Source organism: Achromobacter sp. Marseille-Q4954 (assembly GCF_943737025.1).
GTDB lineage: Bacteria > Pseudomonadota > Gammaproteobacteria > Burkholderiales > Burkholderiaceae_B > Achromobacter > Achromobacter bronchisepticus_A.
Window position 1 is genome coordinate 2,051,046 of record NZ_CALSFQ010000001.1, and the last position, 14,550, is coordinate 2,065,595.

General features: G+C 66.3%; 15 protein-coding genes. 13 read left to right on the top strand and 2 right to left on the bottom strand.

What is annotated here, in order from left to right:
* Positions 1-17 precede the first annotated feature (17 nt).
* Positions 18-1,355 (bottom strand): 16S rRNA (cytosine(967)-C(5))-methyltransferase RsmB, encoded by a 1,338-nt coding sequence (gene rsmB / locus NGK62_RS09580; RefSeq protein ID WP_118933572.1) that lies wholly within the window; start codon positions 1,353-1,355, stop codon positions 18-20.
* Positions 1,356-1,447: 92 nt separating this feature from the next.
* Between rsmB and NGK62_RS09585 the strand changes: the two genes are divergently transcribed.
* Positions 1,448-2,080: a LysE family translocator gene (locus NGK62_RS09585; protein ID WP_251878196.1), complete on the top strand. Its 633-nt coding sequence runs from the start codon at positions 1,448-1,450 to the stop codon at positions 2,078-2,080.
* Between the two features lie 28 nt (positions 2,081-2,108).
* On the opposite strand, the gene NGK62_RS09590 is transcribed toward NGK62_RS09585, so the two are convergent.
* Complete coding sequence (locus NGK62_RS09590) at positions 2,109-2,861, bottom strand: IclR family transcriptional regulator (RefSeq protein ID WP_059378207.1); 753 nt, start codon at positions 2,859-2,861, stop codon at positions 2,109-2,111.
* A gap of 184 nt (positions 2,862-3,045) precedes the next feature.
* Here NGK62_RS09590 and NGK62_RS09595 point away from each other — a divergent pair, with 184 nt between their 5' ends.
* From NGK62_RS09595 to NGK62_RS09650, 12 genes are all read left to right on the top strand, one after another.
* Complete coding sequence (locus NGK62_RS09595; protein ID WP_251878198.1) at positions 3,046-3,825, top strand: enoyl-CoA hydratase/isomerase family protein; 780 nt, start codon at positions 3,046-3,048, stop codon at positions 3,823-3,825.
* The gene (locus NGK62_RS09600; protein ID WP_118933574.1) at positions 3,822-5,444 is read left to right on the top strand and encodes an acyl-CoA mutase large subunit family protein; all 1,623 of its coding nucleotides are present in this window, start codon (positions 3,822-3,824) and stop codon (positions 5,442-5,444) included. Before NGK62_RS09595 ends, NGK62_RS09600 begins: the two co-directional genes overlap by 4 nt.
* A complete protein-coding gene (locus NGK62_RS09605; protein WP_118933575.1) occupies positions 5,441-5,857 on the top strand; it encodes a cobalamin B12-binding domain-containing protein in 417 nt (138 codons plus the stop codon). Before NGK62_RS09600 ends, NGK62_RS09605 begins: the two co-directional genes overlap by 4 nt.
* The gene (locus NGK62_RS09610; protein WP_251878200.1) at positions 5,854-6,981 is read left to right on the top strand and encodes a CaiB/BaiF CoA transferase family protein; all 1,128 of its coding nucleotides are present in this window, start codon (positions 5,854-5,856) and stop codon (positions 6,979-6,981) included. Before NGK62_RS09605 ends, NGK62_RS09610 begins: the two co-directional genes overlap by 4 nt.
* Complete coding sequence (locus tag NGK62_RS09615) at positions 6,978-7,883, top strand: ArgK/MeaB family GTPase (protein ID WP_059378213.1); 906 nt, start codon at positions 6,978-6,980, stop codon at positions 7,881-7,883. The genes NGK62_RS09610 and NGK62_RS09615 overlap by 4 nt, the downstream gene beginning before the upstream one ends.
* 16 nt (positions 7,884-7,899) lie before the next feature.
* Positions 7,900-8,865, top strand: coding sequence for a Bug family tripartite tricarboxylate transporter substrate binding protein (locus NGK62_RS09620; RefSeq protein WP_059378214.1), 966 nt, complete (start codon positions 7,900-7,902; stop codon positions 8,863-8,865).
* Positions 8,866-8,868: 3 nt separating this feature from the next.
* Positions 8,869-9,210: a hypothetical protein gene (locus NGK62_RS09625; protein ID WP_059378216.1), complete on the top strand. Its 342-nt coding sequence runs from the start codon at positions 8,869-8,871 to the stop codon at positions 9,208-9,210.
* Positions 9,207-10,448, top strand: a complete 1,242-nt coding sequence (locus tag NGK62_RS09630) for an ABC transporter substrate-binding protein (protein ID WP_059378218.1) — start codon at positions 9,207-9,209, stop codon at positions 10,446-10,448. Before NGK62_RS09625 ends, NGK62_RS09630 begins: the two co-directional genes overlap by 4 nt.
* Positions 10,449-10,520: 72 nt before the next feature.
* A complete protein-coding gene (locus NGK62_RS09635; protein WP_118933578.1) occupies positions 10,521-11,597 on the top strand; it encodes an isopenicillin N synthase family dioxygenase in 1,077 nt (358 codons plus the stop codon).
* A gap of 68 nt (positions 11,598-11,665) precedes the next feature.
* Positions 11,666-13,099 (top strand): aldehyde dehydrogenase family protein, encoded by a 1,434-nt coding sequence (locus tag NGK62_RS09640; protein WP_251878202.1) that lies wholly within the window; start codon positions 11,666-11,668, stop codon positions 13,097-13,099.
* Positions 13,100-13,110: 11 nt separating this feature from the next.
* A complete protein-coding gene (locus tag NGK62_RS09645; RefSeq protein ID WP_118933580.1) occupies positions 13,111-13,863 on the top strand; it encodes an SDR family oxidoreductase in 753 nt (250 codons plus the stop codon).
* A 66-nt stretch (positions 13,864-13,929) separates the two neighbouring features.
* Positions 13,930-14,487, top strand: coding sequence for a cob(I)yrinic acid a,c-diamide adenosyltransferase (locus NGK62_RS09650; RefSeq protein ID WP_251878204.1), 558 nt, complete (start codon positions 13,930-13,932; stop codon positions 14,485-14,487).
* The last annotated feature ends 63 nt before the right edge of the window (positions 14,488-14,550 follow it).

The following is a 14,550-nucleotide window of genomic DNA, read 5'->3' on the forward strand; positions in this document are numbered from 1 at the left end:
CCCCTATTCTTGGCGATTCAGGACTGCTTGGCAAACAAGGCGTAGAAAAACCCGTCGCGCTGCGCCGCAGGTGTTGCATCGACCGCAACTGGCAGCAATTGGCCGGGCGCGTCCAGCCGCTGCGCCTCCGGATGGCGCTGCATGAACTCCAGCGCCTGGCGCGTGCCCTCGATCGGGAAGATCGAGCAGGTCACGTAGAGCAGCCGCCCGCCGGGCGCCACCGTGCGCCAGAGCGCGTCCAGGATGCTGGCCTGCAGGGTGGCCGTGCGGCGCACGTCGTTCTCGCGCCGCAGCCAGCGGATATCAGGATGGCGGCGCACGATGCCCGAGGCCGTGCAGGGCACGTCGGCCAGCACCGCGTCGAACGGCTTGCCGTCCCACCAGGCGTCCAGGTCCGCCGCATCCGCCGCTTTCAATTGGACACGGTCGCTTGCCAGGCCCAGCCGGTCCAGGTTCTGCCCGACGCGGGCCAACCGGTCGGCATCGGCATCCAGCGCCAGCAGGTCGATATCGGCCAGCTCCAGCAGGTGGGCGGTCTTGCCGCCGGGTGCCGAGCAGGCGTCCAGCACCCGCATGCCATCGGCGGGCGCCAGCAGCTCGGCCGCCAGCTGCGCGCCGGCGTCCTGCACCGACCACCAGCCCTCGGCAAAACCGGGCAATTGCGCCACCGGCTTGGGCGTGGCCAGCACCAGGCCGGACTGGCCCACGGGCTCGGCCGCCAGGCCCACGGCCTGGAAGGCGGCCAACACCTGTTCGCGGCTGGCGCGGCGGCGGTTGACGCGCAGCGTCAGCGGCGCTGGCAGGTTGGCCGCGGCCAGGATCTCGCGCCACTCGCGCGGGTAAGCCACGCTCAGCTGCTTGACCCACCAGCCGGGGTGGTTCCATTGGGCCTCGGGGCTATCCGCCACGGCAGCCTCGAGCGCCGCGCGCTCGCGCAGGAAACGGCGCAGGCAGGCGTTGAGCATGCCCTTATAGGAAGCCAGGGCGCGGCTGCGGGAGGCCGCCGTCACGGCCTGATCCACCACCGTGTGCGCCGCGTAGACCGGCATGCCCGGCAGGGCTGCCGCGGCGTCGCCCTCTTCCTTCAGCAGGGTCAGCGACACCAGCAGCAGCGATTCGAACAGCACGCTGGGATAGCGCTGCACCATCTCGCGGCCCACGGCGTCGGCCCAGCCCAGATAGCGCATCGCATGGAACGACACGGCCTGCGTGGCGGGCCGCAAGGACGATTCCACGCCGGCCAGCGCGTCCGTCAGGGAGCGGCCGTCCAGCACGCCCTCGACCACCTCCGCGCTGGAAAGCAGGACGGAGGACAGCGGAGGGGCCAGATTGGGGGAGTCGGAACGCGTGGACATGATGCAAATTCAGGAGATAAGACCGCTATGGTAGCCGGACCTGGACGAATGGCGGCCGTCACGGCACACTGGCCCCAGCCACGGAGCCCCTCATGACCCTCGCCACCCTGCTGCTCTTCATCCTGGCCTCGGCCGTCACCATCATCACGCCAGGCCCCACCGTCCTGCTCGCCATGAGCAACGGTTCGCGCCACGGCGTGCGCGCGGCCTGCTGCGGCATGGCCGGCGCGGTACTGGCCGACCTGGTCCTGATCGGCGCGGTGGCGTCGGGCCTGGGCGTGGTGCTGGCGGCGTCCGAAATCGCCTTCCAGCTCATCAAATGGGTGGGCGCGGCCTATCTGGCCTATCTGGGCTGGAAGATGCTGCGCTCGGACGCGGCGCTGGTCATGCCTGCCGCCCAGGCGGACGCCCGGCGTCCGGCCGGCCTGGCGCTAGGCCTGCGCAGCTTCGCGGTGGCGCTGACCAACCCCAAGGCGCTGCTGTTCATGTCCGCCTTCCTGCCCCAGTTCATCAATCCGGCCGCCCCTCTGCTGGCGCAATACGCCGTGCTGGCCAGCATCATGGCGCTGATGAACATCGCCGTGATGCTGGCCTACGCCGCGCTAGGCGCCCAGATGGTGCGCGCCTTCCAGGGCGCCGGCCTGCGCTGGCTGAACCGCGTCTGCGGGGGGCTGCTGATTGGGCTGGCGGGGACCCTGGCCTTGTACCGGCGCAGCGCGCCTTGAGCGGTTTTCCCCGCGGCGAGGCCGCCCGCTAGGCCCGCCCCAGCTGTCGCGACAAAAAGCTGCAGGTCGCCACCAGCAGCTTGGCACACTCGGCCACGTTGCCCTCCATGCGGTGCTTGGGTCCGGCAACCGCCACGGCCAGCGTCTCGTTGTTGATGGTAAGCGTCGTCGCGACTGCCCACACGTCGTAGACGTTCTCGCCCCGGGTCACGAAATAGCCGTTCTTGCGGCTTTCCAGAATGTCCTGGATCAGCGCCGCATGCTCCGTCTTGGTCTCCGGCGTGATCGCGGCGAGTTGCTGGTCTTCCAGCCATGCGCGCAGCTCGCGCTCCTTCAGGGTGCCCAGGAAGGCCTTGCCGATGGAACTCGAATGCAGCGGCTTGAACTCCCCGGGCTTGGCCGAATAGCGGATGGAGTGCAGCCCCTCGATGACCTGCAGGTAGATCGCCGATTCGCCCAGGCGCTTGCCCAGGATCACGGTTTCGCGCGTGGAATCGCGCAGCCGCTCCAGGACCTGGGTGACGTGCTCGATGAACGGGTCTTTGGCCAGGATGTCGCTCGTCACGTCATACATGCGTTTGGTGGGATACAGCGTGCGCGGACGGTTCAGCGTGTACAGGTAGCCGCGCGCCGTCAGCGTCGAAACGATGGCATGGCAGGTGCTCTTGGGAATGCCGGCCGCCTCGGCCAGGTCGGTCAGCGATAAAGGCCGTTCGTTGGCCTGAAACGCTTCAAAGACGTCAAGCACACGCTCGACGCCGGTCACCGTGACTCCAGACATGGCGCTTCCTTCATGGAAAGTGGGATAGCCGAAATTCAGCCCGCTGAATAAATCCGATAAATCCGTTCCGTTCCCGATTTGCCGCAGGATTTTGTTCGTAATACCGAACAACTGTCCTTGTTCCCGAATATTTTGCTTCATACCATCCTCAGCACGCAATACACCTCGACGGAGATCAGAAAGCGTGCAGACGAACAAGGACATCGCGGTAGAGGAGCGCGCAGGCGGCGAAGTGTGGGTCACCATCGAGCGGCCGCACAAGCACAACGCGCTTGCCCGCACGGTGCTCACCGAACTCGGCCAGGCAGTGCTGGCGGCGGGCGCGCGCAAGGATACGCGCTTCGTCGTGCTGACCGGCGCCGGCGACCGGTTCTTCGCGGCGGGCGGCGATCTGGTGGAACTGGCCGACGTGCGCGAAGAAGCCGCAGCCATCGACATGGCCGAACAATCCCGCGCCGCGCTGGACGCAGTGCGCAACTGCCCTGTACCGGTGCTGGCCTACCTGAACGGCGACGCGATCGGCGGCGGCGCCGAGCTGGCCCTGGCCTGCGACATGCGCATGCTGGCCAGCCACGCGCACATCGGCTTCATCCAGGCGCGTCTGGCCATCTCGTCCGTGTGGGGCGGCGGCGTCGATCTGTGCCAATTGGCCGGCGGCGCCCGCGCCATGCGCATGATGAGCCGCGGCGAACTGATAGACGCGCCGCTGGCGTTGGACTGGGGCCTGGCCGACGTCATCGTCTCCGACGGGCCAGCGGGCGCGGACATGCAGGCCTTCCTCAAGCCGCTGCGACTCTGCGCGCCGCAGGTACTGCGGGCCATCAAGGCGCAAACCGCGGCCTGGCGCCAAGGCGCATCGTACGAGGCGCGCCGCACCGTCGAACGGCAGCACGCGATCGGCACCTGGCTGCATGAGGATCACTGGCGCGCGTCCGACGCGTTTCTTGCGAGGAGTGCCAAATGAGCGCCGACCAGAATCGCGAACCGCGCGACATGGAACCGCAACTGAGTTCCACCAGCCCCAGCGGCATCGAAGTCCCCACCAGCGTCGGCGCGGACGCGGTCGATCCCGCCCGCATCGGCGCGCCCGGCGAGTATCCCTACACGCGGGGGATCTTTCCCGACGGCTATCAAGGCCGCCTCTGGACCATACGCCAGTACTCCGGCTTCGGCACCGCGGAAGAATCCAACGAACGCTACAAGTTCTTGCTGGAAAAAGGGCAGACCGGCCTGTCCGTGGCGCTGGACCTGCCCACGCAGTGCGGCCTGGATCCGGTACACCCGATGGCGCGTCCGGAGATCGGCAAGGTGGGGGTATCGCTCTCCAACCTGAGCGAGGCCGAGATCCTGTTCAAGGACCTGGACCTGTCGAAGATCTCGACCTCGTTCACGATCAACGGCACGGCCGCCATCATCTACGCCATGTATCTGGCCGTGGCGGACAAGCAGAACGTTCCGCGCGAAAAGCTCACCGGCACCATCCAGAACGACATCCTCAAAGAGTACGTGGCGCGTGGCACCTGGATCTTCCCGGTGCGCCCTTCGATGCGGCTGATCGCGGATTCGATCCTGTATTCCAACGAGGTCTCCCCGCGCTTCAACCCCATCAGCATCGCAGGCGCGCACGTGCGCGACGCCGGTTCCACGGCAGCCGAGGAAATGGCCTACACCTTGGCCAATGGCCTGGCCTACGTGGAGGAGCTGCGCGCGCGCGGCGGAGACGTCGAGAAGTTCGCCAAGCGCCTGTCGTTCTTCTTTTACGTCCACATGGACTTCTTCGACGAGATCGCCAAGTTCCGCGCCGGCCGCAGGCTCTGGGCCCGCCTGATGAAGGAACGCTACGGCGTGAAGGACCCGAAAGCGCAGCACTTCCGCTTCGGCGTGGTGTGCGGCGGTTCCTCACTGGTGGCGCCCCAGCCCTACAACAACGTCGTGCGCGTGGCGGTGGAAACCATGGCTGCCGTGCTGGGCGGCGCGCAATCCATCTTCACCTGCGCCTTCGACGAGGCGTTCCAGATCCCCACCGAATTCTCGGCCGAGCTGGCCGTGCGCACGCAACAGATCATTGCTTTCGAGAGCGGCATAGGCCGCACGGTCGACCCCTTGGGCGGCAGCTATTTCCTGGAGCAGCACACCGACCGGATGGAAGCGCAAATCACCAAGGTGATGGACGAAATCGACGCCTACGGCGGCGTGATTCCAGCCATCGAGGATGGCTGGATCCAGCTGCGCCTGGCCGAGCGCGGCCTGGAGCGCAAACTCAACACCGATTCCGGCCACAACGCGATCATCGGCCAGAACTACTTCAGGAAGGCGGACGAAGAGATCAAGGTCGGCGAGGTCTTCAAGCTGGATCCGACCGTGGCCGAGCGCGCGCTCGAAAAGTACCAACGGGTACTGGACACGCGCCGCCAATCCGAGGTCGACCGCGCGCTGTCCCGGCTTTCCGCCGTGGCCGCCAAGGACAACGAGAACATCATGCCCTACCTCGTGGAGTGCTGCCACGCCTACGCCACCGTGGGCGAAATGGTGGAGCGCCTGAAGGAAAAGTGGGGCGAATTCAAGGAGCCGGTGAATCTATGAGCGCCCAACAGACCTCTGCCGCCCTGGCGGCCAAGCGTATCCTGATCGGCAAGCCCGGCCTGGACGGCCACGATATCGGCGCCAAGATCGTCGCGCTGACACTGCGCAACGCAGGCGCGGAAGTCATCTACACCGGCCTGCGCCGCAGCCCGCTGCAGATCGCGCAGGTCGCGGTGGACGAAGGCGTGGACGCGGTCGGCCTGAGCATCCTGTCCGGCAGCCACCGAGAGCTGGTCGCCGAGGTCATGGCGCAGCTGCGTGAACTGCGGGCGCACGGCGTGAAGGTCTTCGTGGGCGGCACCATTCCCGCCGAAGACTGGCCCTACCTGAAAGAACTGGGCGTGGCGGCGATCTTCACCGCAGACATGCCGCTGGACGACATGGTCCGGGCCCTGGCGCAGAGCCTGTCATGAACGCGCCGCTCGCGGGGATCCGGATCGTCGAAGTCGGCCACATGCTGGCCGGCCCCTATTGCGGCCTGATGCTGGCCGACATGGGCGCCGAGGTCATCAAGATCGAAACGCCCGAAGGCGATATCGGTCGCAGCGTCAGCCCCCATTTCGTGGGCCCGCACAACGCCTACTTCGCCAGCCTGAACCGCAACAAGAAGAGCGTGGTGCTCGACCTGGCCGGCGACGAGGGTCGCGCGGCGCTGGGGCGCATCGTCGAAACCTCGCACGCGCTGGTGACCAACCTGCGGCCTTCGGCCATCCGCAAGCTCGGCCTCACCTACGACGCGCTGCGGCGCTGGAACGAACGGCTGGTCTGCGTGGCGTTGACCGGTTATGGACTGGACGGCCCCTACGCGGACAATCCCGCCTACGACTATGTCATCCAGGCGATGACGGGCGTCATGGCGTTGACCGGCGACCCCGACGCGCCGCCCACCAAGGCCGGCTATTCGGCGGTCGACAACTCCGCCGGCCTGGTGGCCGCGGTAGGACTGCTGGCCAAGATCGTGCAGGGCCAGGGCGGCCAGGTCGACGTGGCGATGTACGACGTCATGCTCTCGCAGCTCAACTACCTGGCAGGCGCGGCGCTGAACGCGGGCGAAACCATAGAGCGCCTGGCGGACTCCTCGCACCCCTATGTAGTGCCGGCGCAGATTTTCGCGACGGCGAACGGCTGGCTCACGCTGTTCATCACCCACGACAAATTCTGGCAGACCTTCTGCGGCGAAATCGGTCGCCCCGAATGGATCGCGGACCCGAAGTTCGCCACCATGGCGGGACGTCGCAAGCACAGGGCCGAGGTCATCGCCGCCATCGCGCAAGTGCTCCGCCAGGCGCCCGCCAGCGCGTGGGTGCGCCGCCTGAGCCCGCTAGGCGTGGTGGTGGCCGAGGTCGGCACCTTGAATGCGGCGCTTTCCAGCGACATCACCGCTGCCCGCGAACTGGTCGTGGCACTGGGCGATGGCCGCCTGCCGCTGCAGGCCGTGGCCAGCCCGATCCGCTTCCATGGGTATGCCCCTGCCTATGGCTTGCCCCCGCTGCTGGACGAGCACGGCGACGAAGTGCTGGGCAGGGTCAGGACATGAGCGCCCCGCCCCTGGACCGCTGGGCGCTGAGCCGCGCGCTCACGCGCATGGCCAACGCCGACGCTGCTGAAGTTGCGCGCTTCGCGCTGCGCGACGCGACGTCGCACGCCGCCCGGCGGATCGGCATCACAGGAGCTCCCGGCGCCGGCAAGAGCACCCTGGTCGGACACCTGGCGCTGGAACGCGCGCCGCAGGGACGGCTGGGCGTGCTGGCCGTCGATCCGAGCAGCCCGAAGAGCGGCGGCGCCATCCTGGGCGACCGCGTGCGCATGGACGACCTGGCCGGCATCGGCGACTTGTACATCCGCTCGTTGGGTTCGCGCCGCACTTGCGACGGGCTGGCCGACAACCTGCCCGAGATGCTCGACATCATGGACGAGTTCGGTTTCGACGAAGTGCTTCTGGAGACGGTCGGCATCGGCCAGGCCGAGTATGCAGCCCGTGCGCAAGTCGACACGCTGGTGCTGGTCCTGCTGCCCGAAAGCGGCGACATGGTCCAGGCCATGAAGGCCGGCATCATGGAAATGGCCGACATCTACGTCGTGAACAAGGCGGACCTGCCGGGCGCGAAAAGAATGGCCACCGACATACAGCGCATCGCCGCTGTGAACCGGCAACCGGAGGGAGCGTGGCGCGCGCCGGTGCTGCTGGCCTCGTCCACGCAACCGGACTCGATCCAGGCGCTATCGGAAGCCATAGACCGGCATCAAGCCTGGCGCGCCACCGACCCGGCACGGCGCCAGCGCCTGCGCGCCGAGCGGCTGCGCTACCGGCTGCGGCGCATGCTCGAAATGCGCATCGCACATGCCATCTCGCACGCGGACGATGGCTTGTTCGACGCCCCACTACGCCAGCAGATGAGCCGGATACTCGCCGCAGCCGGCGCCACGCTCGATTCTTGACCCCCGGGGACCCGTCATGCTCACACGCCTGTTCGCATCGCTGTTGACCGCCGTCTGCATCGCCGCGCCGGCTGCAGGCGCGGACGCCGCATTTCCAGACAAGCCTGTCAGGATCATCGTCCCGCAGACGCCGGGCGGCGCCTCCGATGTGCTGGCCCGCATCATCGGCCAGAAGCTCACGGCCAAATGGGGCCAACCAGTAGTGGTGGAAAACCACGCCGGCGCGGGCGGCAATGTGGGTATGGAACTGGTCGTGCGCGCCGCGCCCGACGGCTACACCCTGCTGATGAGCTACGTCGGCACCCAAGCCATCAACGGCGCGCTGTACCGCAAGCTTTCCTTTGATCCTGTCCGGGATTTCGCGCCGGTCGCCACGCTGGCCACCCTGCCCTTCGTGATGGTGACCCGGGCGGACTCGCCGTTCAAGACCGTTGCCGCGGTCGTGGCTGCCGCGCGCACGTCGCACATCACCTACGGCTCGGCCGGCAATGGCTCCGTCAATCACCTGCTGGGGGAGATGTTCAACGCCGCCACCGGTGTCAAGCTCACGCACATTCCCTACCGGGGCGCGGCGCCGGCGCTGCAGGACTTGATGGGAGGACGGATCCAGGTGGTGTTCACCAGCCTGCCCTCCGTCATCGGCGCCCTCAAGAGTGCCACCCTTTATCCGATTGCCGTCACCAGCGCGCGCCCCGCCGCCGCATTCGACAGCATTCCAACCATCGCGCAGGCCGGGTTCAAGGACTTCGACGTCAATCCGTGGTTCGGCCTCATGGCCCCCGGACGCACGCCCCCCGCGTTGATCCAAAAGATCAATAGCGACGTGAACGACATCCTGCGCACGCCGGAAGTCGCGGCCAGCTTCGCAGCGCAGGGCGCCGAACCCTACATCACGCAGCCGGATGAGTTCGCGGAGATCCTGCGGGTCGATGCCCTGAAGTGGGGCGAAGTGGTGCGCGCCTCCGGCGCGCAAGTGGATTGATCCATGTCGCGCGCGCTGATCCGGTCGTTGAAGAAGACGCAGCGCCTGGGAGCGCATGCCCAGGCATCGACCGCGCAGCGGCAGGACGCGCGTTCGGCCGCGCTATCGCTGTTGCAACGCAGTGTGAGATTCAAGCATGACCGCCTGGCCGTCCTGCGGCTGGCGAACGCGGTACAGCTGGGCGCCAACGTCGACGAGACGCTGTGGGATTACTGCCTTGCGGTAGCAAGCAATTTGGCGGACCCGACGCAGTTGCAGAAGGTCCTGGCGCTGCGCCGCGGCGCGACGGACCAGCCGACCGGCGGCACAACGCCGGCGGAACCGAACCCCAGGAGACAGGCATGAGAACTTCTTCCTATCGCTGTTCGTTGCGCAAGCTTCCGTCGCCAGGCCGCCGCGTCATGGCGTCCCTGTTCTGCCTCGCGTCCTGTGCCCCCGCCTGGGCCCTGGCAAGCGGCGACGTCATCAAGATCGGCGTGCTGGCCGACATGTCGGGCATCTATTCGGACATGGGCGGCGCCGGCATCACCGAGGCGGTCAGGATGGCCATTGCCGATTTCGGCGGCCAGGTCCACGGCAAGAAGATCGAGGTCGTCACGTCCAATCATTCGGCCAAGCCCGACGTCGCGGCGACCGCGGCGCGCGGCTGGTTCGACACCCAAGGGGTGGACATGATCATCAGCGGCCCCAGCTCGGGCACCAGCCTGGCCATCGCCACGGTCGCGGCGGAAAAAAAGAAGATCGTCATCGTCACGGGCGGCGTCGCCGCCCAGCTGACCAACGAGGAATGCTCGCCGTACACGGTCCACTACCTCTATGACACGGTGGCCCTGGCCCGCGGCACCGGCACCGCCATGACGCGGCAAGGCGGCAAGACCTGGTACTTCCTGACCGTCGACTACGCCTTCGGCAAGTCGCTGGAGAAAGAGACCACGGAGGTCGTCAAGGCCAATGGCGGCAGCGTGCTGGGCAGCGTGCGCCATCCCCTGTCCACCCCCGATTTCTCGTCCTTCCTGTTGCAGGCCAAAGCCTCGGGCGCGCAAGTCCTGGGACTGGCCAACGGCGGCGCCGACACCATCAACTCCGTCAAGGCCGCGAGCGAGTTCGGCCTGTCTTCGTCGATGAAACTGGCGGGTTTGATGCTGTTCATCACCGACGTGCATGCGCTGGGGCTGGAGCAGACCCGCGGCATCAACCTGACCGAAGCCTGGTACTGGGACTCGGACGATAAATCGCGCGCCTGGGCCGCCCGCTTCCAGCAGAAGATGAACAAGATGCCCACCAGCATGCAGGCAGCCAGCTACTCGGCCACGCTGCACTATCTGCAGGCTGTCCAGCACGCGGCCACCAGCCAGGCCGAGGACGTGATGGCGCAGATGCGGAAAGAGAAAATCAACGACATGTACACGCAAAACGGCTACATCCGGGAGGACGGCCGCATGGTCCACGATCTGCGGCTCATGGAGATCAAGAGCCCGGCCGAATCCAAGGGGCCTTGGGACTATTACAAGCAGGTGCAGATGATTCCCGGAGAGCAGGCGTTTGCCTCCAAGGCGGAATCCAAGTGCAAGTTCTGGAACTGATGAAAACGCCGTCCGAGTGTTTGAAGACCAGAGTGGTTTGGTAACTACCAATACATCAAGGAGACATGGATCATGACTACTTCAGTGAATCAGGTAAGCGCTTCGGAAAACGTCAGGCAAGCCATCGAAAGCGGTAAGGGCCTGCCAATTCTCGACGTCGGCCCCTATCTGGCCGGCGAACCCGGCGCGCTCGAACAGTTGGCGGCCGACGTGCGTTGGATCCAGGAAAACCTGGGCTTCTTCGCCATCGTCAACCATGGCATTCCGCAGGAACTCATCGACGAATCATTCCGCCAGACCGCCCAGCTCTTCGAGATCCCGATGGAAGAAAAGCTCAGGCACCGGGTCGGCTTCCACCACCAGGGCTATCTGCCGCCCAAGGCATCGATCCTGCAATCGACCGCCATCAAAGAGAAGATCGCGCTCAATACCAAGAAGGACACCAATGCCGCGTGGCTCTTCATGCGCAACCGCACGGCCGACGATCCCAAGGTCGTCGCCAATGTGCGGCACCGCGGCCTGAACCAATGGCCCGAAAGCCTGCCAGAATTCCGCAAGACGCTGTTCACCTACCAGACCTCCATGGAGGCGCTCGCGACCAAGCTGCTGCCGATCTATGCGCGGGCGCTGGATCTCCCGGCCGAGTATTTCAACGACATGTTCAAGGCACCCGAGTACTACCAGCGCTGCGCTTACTACCATCCGGAAGAACGCATGGAGGAAGGCCAGTACGCCCTGGCCCCGCACTCCGACGGCAGCTTCCTGACGCTGCTGCCGATGACGCCGGTGCCGGGCCTGCAGGTCATGACGCCTTCCAAGGAATGGCTCAACGTGACCTACGTCAAGGACGCGCTGATCGTGAACACCGGCCAGGTCCTCAACCGCCTGTCCAATGACCGCTTCATCGCCACCCCGCACCGCGTGGTCAATCCGCCGATGAAGCGCTACGCGCTCACGTTCTTCTTCTACCCCGACGACGACGCCAACGTCGGCCCCATCCCGGCCTGTGTCAAACCGGGCGAAAAGGCCAAGTACGACTCCCGCTCCTTCTACGACTTCTTCGTGCCCTACCTGGACGATCTGTACCACTACAACGATCCCAAGTTCATGAGCGAAGTCGAGCCCGAAGGCATCCGTTCGCAAGCCTGACGGCGTGCGGCTGCGGGCGGCAGCGCCTTCGAGGCCGCTGCCGCCGTCTCAACATCAAGGAGCGGCGCGTGAACAAATTGTTGATCGACGGCCGGTGGGTCGATGCGCTCGACGGCGAAACAATAGATGTCATCGATCCCTGCAGCGGGGAGGCCTTCACGCGGATCGCGCGCGGCCGGGCGGCGGACGTGGACCTGGCGGTCGCGGCGGCGCGGCGGGCGGTGGAAGGCGCCTGGGGCAGCATGACGGCGACCGAACGCGGCCGGATCCTGCAACGCCTGGGCCAACTCATCCTGGACCATGGCGAAGAACTGGCCGACCTGGAAGCGCGCGACACCGGCAAGCCCATGTCCGTGGCGCGCGCGGACGCCGGGGCCGTGGCCCGCTACTTCGAGTTCTACGGCGGCGCGGCCGACAAGGTACACGGGCAGACCATTCCTTACCTGTCCGGCTACAACGTCAGCGTGGTCCGCATTCCGCATGGCGTCACGGCCCACATCATTCCCTGGAACTATCCCGCGCAAATGATGGGACGCACGCTGGCGCCGGCCTTGGCCATGGGCAACGCGGCGGTGGTCAAACCCTCCGAGGATGCCTGCCTGACCGTCCTGAAGCTGGGCGAGCTGGCGCTGCAAGCCGGCCTTCCGCCTGGCGCGCTCAACATCGTGACGGGCTATGGCGCGGAAGCCGGCGCGGCGCTGACCGCGCACCCCGGCATCAACTTCGCGACCTTCACCGGGTCCCCGGAAGTCGGCATCCAGGTCCAGCAAGCCACCGCGCGCAACCATGTGCCCTGCGTGTTGGAACTGGGCGGAAAATCGCCGCAAATCGTATTCGACGACGCGGACCTGGCCAAGGCCGCGCCCATCATCGTCCGGGCCATCGTCCAGAACGCGGGCCAGACCTGCTCCGCCGGCAGCCGCCTGTTGGTGCAACAGAGCATTCATGACCGCTTCGTCGATATCATCGCGACCCGCTACGCCGAGCTGAAGGCCGGCACGCCGCAGATGGATCTGGACTGCGGTCCGCTGATCAACGCGCGGCAACGCGACAAGGTGCAGGCCTTCATCGCCGAGGCTACCGCCATGGGCGTGCCGATGCTTGCGCAAGGCAACCTGGCGCCAGGCCTGCCTGCCGGCGGGTACTTCGTCAAGCCGGCCTTGTTCGGCCCGGTCCCCCGTGAACACCGCCTGGCCTGCCAGGAAGTCTTTGGCCCGGTGCTTTCAGTCATGCCGTTCAGTGACGAGGACGACGCCGTCCGGCTGGCCAATGCGACGGACTACGGCCTGGTCGCGGGCGTCTGGACGGAGAACGGCAGCCGCCAGTCCCGCTTGGCGCAGCGTATCGCCAGCGGCCAGGTATTCATCAATTGCTACGGCGCGGGCGGCGGCGTGGAACTGCCCTTCGGCGGCGTCAAGAAAAGCGGCTACGGCCGCGAGAAGGGGTTTGTCGCCCTGGAAGAAATGAGTACGACCAAGACCATTGTTCAACACTACGCATAAGGAATGCCATCATGTCCGGATTGAGCAACAAGATCGCGATCGTCACGGGAGCGGGCAGCGGCTTCGGTGCCGCCATCGCCCGCGCCTATGCAAAGGCAAACGCCAAGGTCGTCCTCGCCGACCTCAATCTCGAAGCCGCCCAGCGGGTCGCCAAGGAGCTTGGCGAAAACGGCAGCGCCGTCGCCTGCGACGTCAGCAACGGCGACCAGGTGCAGGCTATGGTGCGCCATTGCGTGGCACGTTTCGGCGCGCCCGACGTGGTGATCAACAACGCCGGCACCACGCACCGCAACCAGCCCATGCTGGATGTGGACGAAGCGACCTTCGACCGCGTTTTCGCGGTCAACGTGAAGTCGATCTATCTCATGGCACAGGCGGTCATTCCCCTGATGCGGGAGAAGAAGGACGGCGTGATCATCAATGTAGGCTCGGTGGGCGCCATCCGGCCGCGTCCCGGCCTGACTTGGTACAACAGTTCGAAGGGCGCGGTCAGGGTCATGACCAAGTCGATGGCCGCCGAACTCGCCTCGGACGGCATCCGCGTCAATCTCATTTCGCCGGTCATGGCGCCCACTGGGCTGCTCAACGACTTCATGGGCGTGGCCGACAATGCCGAAAACCGGGCCCGCTTCGTGTCGACGATACCGCTGGGCCGGATGTGCGATCCCGACGACGTGGCGAACGTGGCCGTATTCCTGGCCAGCGCCGAAGCGCGCTTCCTGACCGGCGTCGAAGTCCCGGTCGACGGCGGACGTTCCATCTAAGACAAAGGGCGCGGCCCCGTCAGACGCTTGCGCGCGCCGCGCGCGGCCCGACCCAGGAAGGAAACCATGGCCAACCGCTTATCCGTCATCGCCACCCGCACCGGCGATGACGGCACCACCGGACTGGGCGACGGCTCGCGCACGCCCAAGGACGCCCCTCGCATCGCCGCCTTGGGCGATGTGGACGAACTGAATAGCGTCATCGGCGTATTGCTTGCCGAAAATCTGCCCGACGACGTAGCGGCGGATCTGCACGCCATCCAGAACGACCTGTTCGACATGGGCGCCGAGCTCTGCATCCCCGGGCATCGCGCGCTGGACGAGGCACAGATCGCCCATCTGGACCGCCGCCTGGCGCACTATAACGCCGCCCTGCCGCCCCTGAAGGAATTCATTCTGCCCGGCGGCTCGCGCGCATCGGCGCAATTCCACATGGCCCGCACCGTCTGCCGCCGCGCCGAACGCGCGGTAGTGGCGCTGGCGCGCACCGGCAGTCTCAACCCGACGGTGCGCCAGTACCTCAACCGGCTTTCGGATCTGATGTTCGTGCTGGCTCGCGACGCGAACCGGCGGCTGGGCTTGTCAGATGTGTATTGGAGCAGTCAGCATTCGCGATCGACTTGACCTTCTCGCAGAGTGAAGGTGTCCACCGCCGGGGAAGGAGGTGCGCCATGGTCCATCAAGTCT

Coding starts and splice junctions, on each gene's coding strand:
- rsmB (WP_118933572.1), bottom strand. CDS start 1,355: ATGTCCACGCGTTCCGACTCCCCCAATCTGGCCCCTCCGCTGTCCTCC.
- NGK62_RS09585 (WP_251878196.1), top strand. CDS start 1,448: ATGACCCTCGCCACCCTGCTGCTCTTCATCCTGGCCTCGGCCGTCACC.
- NGK62_RS09590 (WP_059378207.1), bottom strand. CDS start 2,861: ATGTCTGGAGTCACGGTGACCGGCGTCGAGCGTGTGCTTGACGTCTTT.
- NGK62_RS09600 (WP_118933574.1), top strand. CDS start 3,822: ATGAGCGCCGACCAGAATCGCGAACCGCGCGACATGGAACCGCAACTG.
- NGK62_RS09605 (WP_118933575.1), top strand. CDS start 5,441: ATGAGCGCCCAACAGACCTCTGCCGCCCTGGCGGCCAAGCGTATCCTG.
- NGK62_RS09610 (WP_251878200.1), top strand. CDS start 5,854: ATGAACGCGCCGCTCGCGGGGATCCGGATCGTCGAAGTCGGCCACATG.
- NGK62_RS09615 (WP_059378213.1), top strand. CDS start 6,978: ATGAGCGCCCCGCCCCTGGACCGCTGGGCGCTGAGCCGCGCGCTCACG.
- NGK62_RS09620 (WP_059378214.1), top strand. CDS start 7,900: ATGCTCACACGCCTGTTCGCATCGCTGTTGACCGCCGTCTGCATCGCC.
- NGK62_RS09625 (WP_059378216.1), top strand. CDS start 8,869: ATGTCGCGCGCGCTGATCCGGTCGTTGAAGAAGACGCAGCGCCTGGGA.
- NGK62_RS09630 (WP_059378218.1), top strand. CDS start 9,207: ATGAGAACTTCTTCCTATCGCTGTTCGTTGCGCAAGCTTCCGTCGCCA.
- NGK62_RS09635 (WP_118933578.1), top strand. CDS start 10,521: ATGACTACTTCAGTGAATCAGGTAAGCGCTTCGGAAAACGTCAGGCAA.
- NGK62_RS09645 (WP_118933580.1), top strand. CDS start 13,111: ATGTCCGGATTGAGCAACAAGATCGCGATCGTCACGGGAGCGGGCAGC.
- NGK62_RS09650 (WP_251878204.1), top strand. CDS start 13,930: ATGGCCAACCGCTTATCCGTCATCGCCACCCGCACCGGCGATGACGGC.